Source organism: Streptomyces sp. NPDC033178 (assembly GCF_055577685.1).
Map to the genome: position 1 here is coordinate 46645 of NZ_JBVIPT010000015.1, position 11859 is coordinate 58503.

An 11859-nucleotide genomic window follows, 5' to 3' on the forward strand; every position below is an offset into this window, starting at 1 on the left:
CGGTCGCGGAGCCTGTAACCTGCGCGGGCCCCGAGAGGGGGCTCTCAAGACGCCGAGCCGACTCGCGCGCGCCCTGTGCTTCTGCTCACACCGCCATCGCCTCCTGTAATTTACTAGGACGTCCTACTATCTAATCAGTCAGCGTTCCCCTGACCTGTCTGGGAAGGCCCCCATGAGCGACCTGCACCGCCCCGTGCACCCCATCCGTCTGGTCACCGCGTCGGCGCTGTTCGACGGGCATGACGCCTCGATCAACATCATGCGGCGGATCTTCCAGTCCCAAGGGGCCGAGGTGATCCATCTCGGGCACAACCGGTCGGTGCAGGAGGTCGTGGACGCGGCCCTTGAGGAGGACGCGCACGGTGTGGCCGTCTCGTCCTACCAGGGCGGGCACGTGGAGTACTTCGAGTACCTGGTCGACTCGCTGCGCCGGCAGGGAGCCGAGCACGTGCGCGTGGTGGGCGGCGGGGGCGGTGTCATCGTGCCCGAGGAGATCACCCGGCTGCGCAACAGCGGGGTGACCATCTTCTCCCCTGAGGACGGCCAGCGCATGGGCCTCGCCGGGATGGTCAACACAGTGGTGAAGGACTGCGACTTCGACCTCTGGGACGGCAAGCCCGCCGACGCGGCCGCCGTCCTCGCGGGCGACCGGTTCGCGATCGCCCGCGCCATCACCGGTGCGGAACTCGGCAAGCTGCCCCCGGATCTCCTGGAGCAGCTGCGTGCCGCCGGGGCCGTACGCAGCACGCCGGTGGTCGGCATCACAGGCACCGGCGGCTCGGGCAAGTCGTCGCTGACCGACGAGCTGGTGCGCCGGTTCCGTCTCGACCAGCAGGACAAGCTGCGGATCGCGGTGATCGCGGTCGACCCGACCCGCCGCCGTGGCGGCGGTGCGCTGCTCGGTGACCGGATCCGTATGAACTCCCTCGACGGGAACCGGATCTTCTTCCGGAGCCTGGCCACCCGCGGCAGCCACGAGCTGCCCGCGCACCTGTCCGAGGTGATCGACGTGGTCAAAGCCGCCGGCTTCGACCTGGTGATCGTAGAGACACCGGGCATCGGCCAGGGCGACGCGGCGATCGTGCCGTTCGTCGACACGTCGATGTACGTGATGACGCCGGAGTTCGGCGCCGCCTCGCAGCTGGAGAAGATCGACATGCTCGACTTCGCCGACGTCGTGGCGATCAACAAGTTCGAGCGGCGCGGCGCCAAGGACGCGCTGCGCGACGTGGGCCGCCAACTGGTCCGCAACCGCGAGGCGTTCGGGAAGCGGCCCGAGGACATGCCGGTGCTCGGCACCTCAGCGGCCACGTTCAACGACGACGGTGTCACCGCGCTCTACCAGTACGTGAAGGCGGCGCTGGCCGAGCACGGGCTGCCGTTGTCCGACGGCACGCTGGCGCCGGTCGACGTGCGCCACTCCTCCGGCATCCGGCAGGTGGTTCCCGCGGACCGGGTCCGCTACCTCGCCGAGATCACCGACTCGGTCCGCGGGTACCACGCCGCCACCGAGCTGCTGGCCGAGGCGGCCCGGCGGGTTCAGCTCCTGGAGGCCGTGAAGGGCGAGCTGGTCGCGGCCGGCTCCGAGGCGGGGAACGTCCAGTCGCTGCTCGACAGCGCCCGCAAGCAGCTCCCGCAGGACATCAGGGAGCAGATCGCGAACTGGCCCTCCGTCGTGGCCTCGTACTCCGGCGACGAGCTGGTCGTGAAGGCGCGGGACAAGGAGATCCGCACCAAGCTGACCCGCGAGTCCCTTTCGGGGAACAGGATCCCGCGTGTCTCGCTGCCCCGGTTCACCGACCACGGGGAGCTGGTCCGGTTCTGGCGTCGGGAGAACCTGCCCGGCCACTTCCCGTTCGCCGCCGGGGTGTTCCCCTTCAAGCGCGACGGTGAGGACCCGGCGCGGATGTTCGCCGGTGAGGGAGATCCGTTCCGCACCAACCGACGCTTCAAGCTGCTGTCCGAGGGCCAGCCGGCCACCCGCCTCTCCACCGCCTTCGACTCGGTCACCCTCTACGGCCGCGACCCGGACGAGCGTCCCGACATCTACGGCAAGGTCGGCACGTCCGGCGTGTCGGTCGCGACCCTGGACGACATGAAGGCGCTCTACGACGGCTTCGACCTGACCGCGCCGACGACCTCGGTGTCGATGACGATCAACGGCCCGGCCCCCACCGTGCTCGCGTTCTTCCTCAACACGGCCATCGACCAGCAGGTCGAGAGGTTCCGTACCGCCGAGGGCCGTGACCCCTCCCCCGAGGAGACGGATGAACTGCGTGCGCACGCACTGGCGAACGTGCGCGGCACGGTGCAGGCCGACATCCTCAAGGAGGACCAGGGGCAGAACACCTGCCTGTTCTCCACCGAGTTCAGCCTGCGGATGATGGCCGACATCCAGGAGTGGTTCATCGCCAACAAGGTCCGCAACTTCTACTCGGTGTCCATCTCCGGCTACCACATCGCCGAGGCCGGGGCGAACCCCATCAGCCAGCTCGCCTTCACCCTCGCCAACGGCTTCACCTACGTGGAGGCCTACCTCGCGCGGGGCATGCACATCGACGACTTCGCCCCCAACCTGTCGTTCTTCTTCTCCAACGGCATGGACCCGGAGTACTCGGTCCTGGGCCGCGTCGCCCGCCGGATCTGGGCCGTCGCGATGAAGGAGAAGTACGGGGCCAACGAGCGCAGCCAGAAACTGAAGTACCACGTCCAGACCTCCGGACGCTCCCTGCACGCCCAGGAGATGGACTTCAACGACATCCGCACCACCCTGCAGGCACTCATCGCCATCTACGACAACTGCAACAGCCTGCACACCAACGCCTACGACGAGGCCGTGACCACCCCCACCGAGGACTCCGTCCGCCGCGCCCTGGCCATCCAGTTGATCATCAACAGGGAATGGGGCCTGGCCATGAACGAGAACCCCCTCCAGGGCTCGTTCATCATCGACGAACTCACCGATCTGGTCGAGGAGTCCGTCCTCCAGGAGTTCGAGCGGATCAGCGAGCGGGGCGGTGTGCTCGGCGCCATGGAGACCGGCTACCAGCGCGGCCGTATCCAGGACGAGTCGATGCTCTACGAACAGCGGAAGCACGACGGCACCCTGCCCCTCATCGGCGTCAACACCTTCCGCAACCCCCACGCGGACACCGCCGAACCCGTCGTCATCGAACTGGCCCGCGCCACCGAGGACGAGAAGCAGTCCCAGCTGGAGCGCGTGCGCGACTACCAGTCCCGTCACCGCGACCCGGCCCACGCGGCCCTGGCCGCCCTCAAGGACGCGGCCGTCAGCGGCGACAACGTCTTCGCCGTCCTCATGGAGACCGCCCGAGTCTGCTCCCTCCAGCAGATCACCGACGCCTTCTTCGAGGTCGGAGGCCAGTACCGCCGCAACGTCTGACCCGGCGCCCGTCCGGTCAAGTGCCCCGCCACGCGGCCCGGTCGAGCAGGTCGGCCCGGGGCGTTGGGCGAGGTGCTGTCGCGTCCGCGTACGGCACACTCACCAGGTCGGGGAAGAGCCCGCCCCAACCGGGACCGAAGGTGGGCGTGCGCCGATCGTCACGCGCGGCCCACCATGTGCTGCGAGGGACTCCGAGAGTATTGACGTGCGCACGGGACGACCACAGAATGACCGCACACTCTGACAACGTTGTCGAAAGGTTGCGTACATGTCGCAGCGCGCCGTGGGGTTCACACGCCGTCGAGCCATGCAACTCCTCGGCGGTTCCGGCATCGTGACCGGCCTCCCGCTCGCCCTGGGTTCGGGCCGGGCCTCCGCCGCGACAACCGCGGCCGCCCCAGGAGAGGACCCTGTCTCCGACACGTACTACCGCGTCCTGCTCTCCCACACCCGGTGGTCGGAGCAGCAATGGGACCCGGCCCAGGGCCACTACACCGACAAGGACTTCGGCTTCGCCGTCGTACTCGGCAACGCCGTCCTGCTGACCCGCGGCCCGTACGACGCCGAGCGGGCCGGAGTCGACAAGGACACCCTGCGCGCCAGGACCGTCGCCACCGTGAAGAACTTCGCGGCGTCCAACCGGCTGACCGGCGGTACCAAGTGGGGGCGGCGGCTGTTCTGGGACACCACGTTCCAGTCGTACTTCGTGCTCGCGGCCCGCCTGTTGTGGGACGACCTCGACGAGGCGACGCGCCGGAATGTCGACACCATCGCCCGCGAACAGGCGCAGTTCACCACGCAGTTGGGCACGGGCGACGACCCCGGCTCCGGTGGCTGGACCCCGCACGGCCTGAGCGGCGGATTCGAAGGCGACACCAAGCTGGAGGAGATGGGGGTCTACACCCAGTCACTGGCCCCCGGTCTGGCCTGGGCGAGCGACGATCCGCGGTACGAGGCATGGCGCGCCGCCTTCGGCCGGTGGAGCCGCAACGAGGCGGGGCTGCCGGCCGCCGACCTCGCCAACCCGGCCCGCGTGGACGGGGTCGCCGTCAGCGCGAACACCGCGCAGAACCTCTATGACACGTTCATCGTCGAGAACCACGGTTCGTTCGGCCCGCACTACCAGGAAGAACTCTGGCGTACTTCGGGACGCAACAGCGCCCACTTCCTCGCCGCGGGCCGCGCTCTGCCCGAGGTGTTCACGGCACAGCCGAACGCCGGGCCGTTGTGGCGCACCCTGCTCGGCGTGATGAGCGACGCGGGCGAGCCCCTGATGCCGATGGTCGCCGATCGCGAGCACCTCTACGGGCGGGACGTCATTCCGCTCGCCTTCCTGGCCCAGGTCGTCGGCGACCGTGCGGCGGCCCGCTGTGAAGTGGCCCTGGCCGAGCGCCTGGAGTCGTATCAGGAGTACCCGCCGCAGTACCGTCTCGCGAAGTTCTCGGGCGAGTCCAAGTACGAGCCGGAGGCCCGGGCCGAACTGGCCATCAGCTACCTGCTGCACGAGTGGCGGGCCCGGTCGGGGCAGGCACCGGTGCGTCCCCTGTCACAGCGCGAGCTCTTCGAACGGGCGAGCGGCGTCACCGACTACGGCCCAGGGCCCGGCCTCGTCTCCCATCAGTCACCGGGCGCGTGGTCCGGTGCGGTCAGCAAGTCCGGCTTCGTGAAGTTCGCCTGGCAACCGGCCCATGACGACTGGCTGTTCGCACTCAGCGGCTCGACACCGATGTTCCTGCCGACCACCGGCGCCAAGGTCACCCGGCGTTCGGTCGTCACTTACTCGCGGCTGCGGGACGGGTTCGACGGCAGCGCGAACCTGCTCACGCTGGACCGCGGGTACGCGGGGTTCACCACGCTGCCGTCCGGCGCCGTCGTGTACGCGTCCTCCGGGACGGCGTACGGCGAGGGCCACCTGGAGGTGCGCAACCTGACCATGCCCGGCATGCCGGGGCTGGACGGGAAGCGCACCTATCGGGCCGCAGAGGGAAGCACAACGGTCTTGGCCGGGAGCGGTGGCACGTCCGCCGGCCCACGCGTCGACGAACTGACCTTTCCCCGTGCCCGGTTCCGTCATCTGCGCATGTTCGGGGTGCGCCCCGACCCGTCGTACGGCTATTCGCTGTACGCCTTCGAGATACGTGACGGAGCCTCGGGCCCCGACCTGGCGCGCGAGGCCGGTTCGGCAGCCTCCGCGTCCTCCTTCGACCCGGGCAGGGAACCCAGGCTCGCCGTCGACGGCAACGCCACCAGCCGCTGGGCGGTGTCGCGCGCGGACCGTCCGCGGGCGGACAGCTGGATCGCGGTCGACCTGGGCGCGTCCCGGGACGTGGACCGGGTGACGCTTCGCTGGGAGGCCGCGGCGGGCCGTGCGTACCGGATACAGGGATCGGTCGACGGGCAGCGGTGGACCGACCTGGTCTCCTGGCCGCGACCGGACCTCACCAGCCGTGGCGGATGGCTGGACATCGACGGCCGCGCGGGGCTCCTCGTGCGAGGCGGCGCCAACCCGATCTCGGTGTACGGAGACACGGTCGTCCTCTCCGACGGACCGGCCGAGAGCGTGCTCATCGAGGCACTCCCCGGCGCAACGCCCGAAGAACTGCGTACCGCGGCCGCCCGCAAGACCCCCTCGACGCAGTCCGCACAGGTGAAGGCGGCCCTCACCGACCACCACCTGAGCCTGTTCAACCTTTCCTCGGACGCCGTGACCACCACCGTGACGATCCCCGGTTCTCCCGCCGCGGGAATCCGCCTCTACCAAGGCGTTCAGACCGTCACCGAATCGGGCACTGCCTTCCACGCCGAACTGTCCGCAGCCTCTGCCGCCCTGGCGCCTGCGCGCCTCGTCCTCTCCGGCGGCCGCATTCCTGTCGGGCTCCGCACCGAGGTGCGCGACGGCCGGACCGTACGCCTCACCGGCCCCTCCTGCCACGTCACCGTCTCGGCACAGGGCAAGAGCGTCGACGCCACGGTCCGGGCGGGCCGCACGACCACGGTCACCGTGCCACGCGCCACGGCCTACCCCCTCGCCGACCTGGCACTCGGCCGCACCACCTTCCCGACCGCGCCGTTGCCACCCGGCATGACGGACCCCAAGGCCGCGGTCGACGGCGACGCGGGCACCGCATGGTCGCCCGGTCCCGACGGTCGCATGGTCGTCGACCTGGGTGCCGAACAGCACATCACCGAGATCCGGACCCAGTGGCGAGGAGGCCATGCCCCGGCATCCCAGGTCGAGTTCAGCCTGGACGGCCGTACGTACAGTGGCGCGGCGCGACTGTCGGCGCGTGGCGTCCTGCGCACCGACCGCACCGCCCGCTACGTGGCACTACGGGTCACCACATCAACCGCGCGCCCTGCCTCACTCATCGCCCTCACCGTTGCGCAGGAGTGACCGCACCGCACCGAACACTTCCGGGGGTGGGCGAGGACGTTGCCTCGCCCCTTCAGCAACACCCGCCGTCGGCACCGCCGTTGACCGCTTCGAGGCGGCAGAAGCACGACGCCTCGACCGGTACGTCCGCCAGTGCCGTGGCGATCTTCAGTTGCTGGGCCACGATCTCCGCCTCCCCCACCTTGCCCAGACGGACGAGACACTCGTGGAAGCCGTGCAGCGCCCAGACGTTGCCGGGGTGCTGGAGGGCGCGCGGGAGCGTGTCGTCCAGGCCCAGGTCGGCCCGGTAGACGGCCTCGGCCTCCGCGATGCGGCCCTGTTCGATGAGCAGGGCGCCGTACGCGTGGCGGGTGGGCTGCATCCAGCCCCACGGCTCGTCGTAGGGGAGGCTGTCGTCCAGTTCGATGGACCGTTCCAGGGCGGCGAAGGCGGCCTCGTGGTTGCCCTTGCGGTACTCCAGTTCGCCGTCGAGCATCGCCGCCGCAATCGCGAGGATGTCGGCGCAGGTGTTGTTGAACAGCATCCGCGTCTCCGGTACCCGGGTGACCGCCTCGCGGAACAGTTCGCGTTCGGTCTCGGCCGCGTCGATCCGGCCGGTGGCCGAGAACGCGACACCGCGGGCGTAGTGGAGCATCGCGGTCGTCGCGCAGTACAGCTTCGGGTCGGCGGGCAGCGGCAGTTCCACGATGTCGGACCAGCGGCCGAACCGGATCAGCGCATGGACCCGCATGGCCAGGAAGGCCTCCAGCCAGTCCGCCATGGGCGGGCTCTGCACCCGCAGCAGGTCCTCCGGGATGGAGGCTTCGAGCTGGGCGGCCGTCTCCAGGGCGGTCCTCGACTGGCCGAGGAACATCGCGCCGTAGATCTTGAAGTGGTAGTTGTGCGATCGGTACAGCGTGTAGAAGTTCATCGCCCCGGCCCGCGCGCGGTACTTCTCGTCGGCGACGATCGCCGTGCTGTTGTCGGACACCACGCGCCGGTAGTCGCCGCAGAGCACGTCCAGGTGTGTGGGCATGTGCTGCAGGTGGCCGGCGTCGGGGACCAGGCCGCGCAGCCGGTCCGCGACCGGCAGCGCGGTCTCGGGGGCCGAGGACATCTCCATCAGGTGGATGTACATGTGCAGGATGCCGGGGTGCCGCGCCCCTGCCTCGGTGGCGATCGCCCGCTCCAGGACCGCCTTCGCGTCGAGCGTGCGCGCGCCCTCGGCGGGTTCCCCGGTGCGCAGGTCCCACAGCTGCCACGGGGTGAGGTTCATCAGCGCGTCGGCGTAGAGCGTGGCGATGTCGAGGTCGTCCGGGGCGAGTTCGTACACGGCGCGCATGCTGTCGGCGTAGGGCGCGTTCCACACCGAGCAGTCCTCGACCGCCTCCGCCTGCGGGTAGCGGGCCCGCAGCGCGCCGATCAGCGCCTGCTCCACGGGGGTGGCGCCGGCTGCCTTCTGCTGGGCGAGCTCGACGGCGGCGTGGGTGCGGTCGACGGTGCGGGCGAGGTCCTCGCCGTCGAAGAACTCCCAGGGCTTGTTGTAGTTGGGGCCCAGGGCGTAGGCGATGCCCCAGTGGGCCATGGCGCAGTCGGGATCCGCCGCTACGGCCGCCTCGAAGCAGGAGACGGCTTCCTCGTGATGGAAGGCGTACGACCAGACCAGGCCGCGGTCGAACCACTTCTGGGCCTCGGGGGACGATGTCGTCACGGGCCGCCCGTGGGTGCCGAGATCGTAGTAGTCCATCGGTCCGCCTCTCCTGTGCCGCCTCCGTGGCCGAAGCCCCGAGGGACATCTCTACCACCGAGGCTAGAGGCGATACCGGACACACCACAGCGATACCGGGCGACCGGAACGTACGACTCGAAGCTACGAAACGTACGACCGGAAGGTACGACCCGAACGCCCGCCCGGACCATGGCGCGGTCCGGGCGGGCGTGAGAGCGGGCGGTGGATCAGGGAGTGATCCTCCACTGCTGGATGTAGCCCACGTCGATCGACGCCACATCACGCACCCGCAGCTTCCAGGTGCCGTCGACGGGCTGCGCCGAGGCGTCCACGACGAAGGTCTGGTTCACGTTGTCGGCCGAGCCGCCGCTGCGGTTCAGCAGCGAGTACACGGTCCCGTTGGGTCCGACCAGATCGACCGTCAGGTCACCCCGGTAGGTGTGCACGATGTTGACGTACACCTCCGTGGCCGCCGAGGCGTTGCCCGGGCGGCCCGTGATGGTGACGGGCGACTCGACCGCCGCACCGACGTCGGGGATGTCGACCCGGGTGGAGTTGCCGTAGACGTACGCCACCCGCCACTCGAAGGTGTCCGACACCGTCGCACCCGTGCTGTCGGTCACCTTCACGGTGACCTCACTGGTGCCGGTCGTGGTCGGGACCCCGGAAATCAGCCCGCTGTCGCTCGCGGTCAGTCCGTCGGGCAGGCCGGTGACCTCGTAGGTCAGCGTCGCGTCCGTGTTGGTCGTGTAGGCGTCGATCTGCAGGGACACCTCCTGGCCGACACCGGAGGTCTGGTCGTCGATCGGGGAGACGTTGACGCCCAGCGCTATGCGGTCGCCGACGTTGATGCCCGCCCAGGCGGCGGCGACGGCGAGGTAGGTGTCACTGTAGGCACCGAAGAGGTCACCCGCGGCCTGCAGGGTCGCGACCCTGGCGCCCGCGTAGTTGGTCGAGGACGTCATGTACGTCGTCAGCGCCCGGTACCAGATCCGGGCCGCGTTCTCGATGCCGATGCCCGCGACCGGGACGCCGTCGGCGGTGGGGCTGTCGTAGTTCACCCCGTTGACGGTCTTCGCTCCGCTGCCCTCGGACAGCAGGTAGAAGAAGTGGTTGGCAGGACCGGAGGAGTAGTGGACGTCGATGCTGCCCAGCGAGGCGTCCCAGTTGTCGCGGGACTGGCCGTCCTTGGAGGGCTTGTCCATGTACCGCAGCGGGGTGCCGTTGCCGTTGATGTCGATCTTCTCGCCGACCAGGTAGTCGGGAACGTCGGCATCCAGACCGGCGTTGAACTCCACCGCCGCGGCGAAGATGTCGGAGGTCGCCTCGTTCAGGCCGCCCGACTCCCCCGAGTACGTCAGGTTGGCGGTGGCGCTGGTGACGCCGTGGGTCATCTCGTGGGCCGCCACGTCCAGCGAGGTCAGCGGCTTGGCGTTGCCCGACCCGTCGCCGTACGTCATGCAGAAGCAGGAGTCCTGCCAGAAGGCGTTGACGTAGTTGTTGCCGTAGTGGGCGCGGCTGTAGGCGGCGACACCGTCGTTCCGGATGCCGTTGCGGCCGTAAACGTTCTTGTAGTAGTCCCAGGTCGCGGCCGCCCCGAAGGCGACGTCAACACCGGCGGTCTGCCGGTTGCCCGGGGTGCCGTCGCCCCAGACATCGTTGTCATCCGTGAAGAGTGTGCCAGTGCCGGAGGTTCCCTGGTTCAGGTCGTACGTGCGCTGTCCCGCGCGGTCCCCGTCGACCATCTGGTACGACGAACCGGACGCCGTGGTGCCGATCGGGACCGAGCCGTTGTACTGGCCCGTGCCCGTGCCGGTGTGCACGCTCTCGTACTTCGAGGCGACCTTGCCGGTGGCCGCGTCGGTGACGACGTGCAGTTCGCTGGGCGTGCCGTCCTCCTGGAACCCCTCGACCACGGATTCCCAGGCCAGGACCGGCTTGGATCCGGGAGCGGCCCAGACGACGAGCCGGGGCTTGCCTTCGACCTCGGACCGCTCCACGTCGGCCGCCTTGCCGATCGCGAGCGCCTTGGTGGCGGCACGGGCCGCGGTGATCTTCGGCGTGGTGGTGGGCACCGAGATGGTGGCACGGGTGGCCTTGGACGTGGTGGTCCGGCCGTTCTTGAGGTGCAGCACCAGGTCACCGCCGAGGACCGGGAGTCCCGCGTAGGTGCGCTCGTACCGGGTGTGGGTCGCGCCGTCGGCGTCCTTGATGACGTCCTTGACGACGAGCTTCTCCCGCGAGCCGAGGCCGAGTTGCTCGGCCGTGTCGCCTGCGTTGGCGGTCGCGCTCTTGAGGAGCGCGGTGCGCTTGGCGGGTGACAGCTCGGTCTGGGCCGCACCGGCACGCGGTGTGGCGGTGATCTTCGAGGAACCGGGATCCGCGGGTGCGGCGGACACGGGTCCGGACTGGACTCCGAGGACGAGCAGCGAGCTCGCGGTCGTGAGGGCCAGTGCCGCGGCGCGTCTGCGCCGGTGGGTGGAACGGTGATACCCGGACAAGGTCTTCTCCTCCTGCGACAGCCGGCCCCTGGTGAGGGCCGACGGCGAGCGGACCGGCTGGGTTGCGGCCGGTCCGGAATGGGGGGTGGAGCGGGAAGGAGCTCCGCACCGGCCGACACGCACAGGCGCCCGAGGACGTGGCGACGCGTGCGACGTGAGGGTGCGGGGATGTACGAGTGGGGGACATGGAGGTGTGACAGGTGTGACGATGTGAACGAACAGTGAATGTTCCACAGCAGAGTGACACCACTCGCACAGGGTTGTCATGGAAGTGACAAGACAACGGCTTGAATTGACCATTGTTTGCTGTGAGTTCATCACCGCCGACGGACACTTTCAGCCGCTGCGCGAGGGCTGATCCGCTCGGCGCAGGTCAGGCGCCGGCCGACTCAGAACTCGCTGTCGATACCGGTCACGACCGCCTGCCCCAGCGGGGCGTCGTCCTCGGCGAATCCGCTGTCGCGCAGAGCCTTCGACACCAGCCCCACCGCCTCGCTCTCGGCACTGGAGCGGTCCGCCGCCTCGACCTCGATCCTGGCCGAGAACATGCCACCCTCCTCGACGGTCAGCAGGCTCAGTTCCTCGCTCTCGCCCAGGTCCGTGTTCTGCGGATCACGAGGCCGGAGCCTGTCCTCGATGTCGGAGCGCGCGGCGTCGGAGACACTGCGGACGAACGTGCCGGGAACGGTGATGACGTACGTGGTCACTGGAACTCCTTACGAGGATGCCTGGTCCGTCGGGGGCCTCACGGGGCGGACGGGCGGACGGCATGGCTCGTGCGCCCGACTCGCGTGCAGTGCTCCCGACTCCCATGTACTCCACGTTCCCCGCCTTCGGCCGGGAATGCGAACAC

At 69.5% G+C, this 11859-nt stretch carries 5 protein-coding genes; 2 read left to right on the forward strand and 3 right to left on the reverse strand.

What is annotated here, in order from left to right:
- The first annotated feature begins 172 nt into the window (after positions 1–172).
- Entirely contained in the window at positions 173–3403 is a 3231-nt protein-coding gene (gene icmF / locus ACZ5VQ_RS32585) for a fused isobutyryl-CoA mutase/GTPase IcmF (RefSeq protein WP_469108065.1), read from the forward strand.
- Positions 3404–3671: 268 nt separating this feature from the next.
- On the forward strand, positions 3672–6797 hold the full coding sequence (locus tag ACZ5VQ_RS32590) for a discoidin domain-containing protein (protein ID WP_469108066.1): 3126 nt from the start codon (positions 3672–3674) through the stop codon (positions 6795–6797).
- A 52-nt stretch (positions 6798–6849) separates the two neighbouring features.
- Here the strand turns inward: ACZ5VQ_RS32590 and ACZ5VQ_RS32595 are convergent, their stop codons facing one another.
- The 3 genes from ACZ5VQ_RS32595 to ACZ5VQ_RS32605 form a co-directional block, all read right to left on the reverse strand.
- Positions 6850–8523 carry a tetratricopeptide repeat protein gene (locus tag ACZ5VQ_RS32595; protein WP_469108067.1) on the reverse strand — a complete coding sequence of 558 codons (1674 nt, stop codon included), beginning with the start codon at positions 8521–8523 and terminating at the stop codon, positions 6850–6852.
- 209 nt (positions 8524–8732) lie between these two features.
- Positions 8733–11006, reverse strand: coding sequence for a M4 family metallopeptidase (locus tag ACZ5VQ_RS32600; protein ID WP_469108068.1), 2274 nt, complete (start codon positions 11004–11006; stop codon positions 8733–8735).
- A gap of 389 nt (positions 11007–11395) precedes the next feature.
- Complete coding sequence (locus ACZ5VQ_RS32605; protein WP_200400956.1) at positions 11396–11713, reverse strand: hypothetical protein; 318 nt, start codon at positions 11711–11713, stop codon at positions 11396–11398.
- Between the last annotated feature and the right edge of the window lie 146 nt (positions 11714–11859).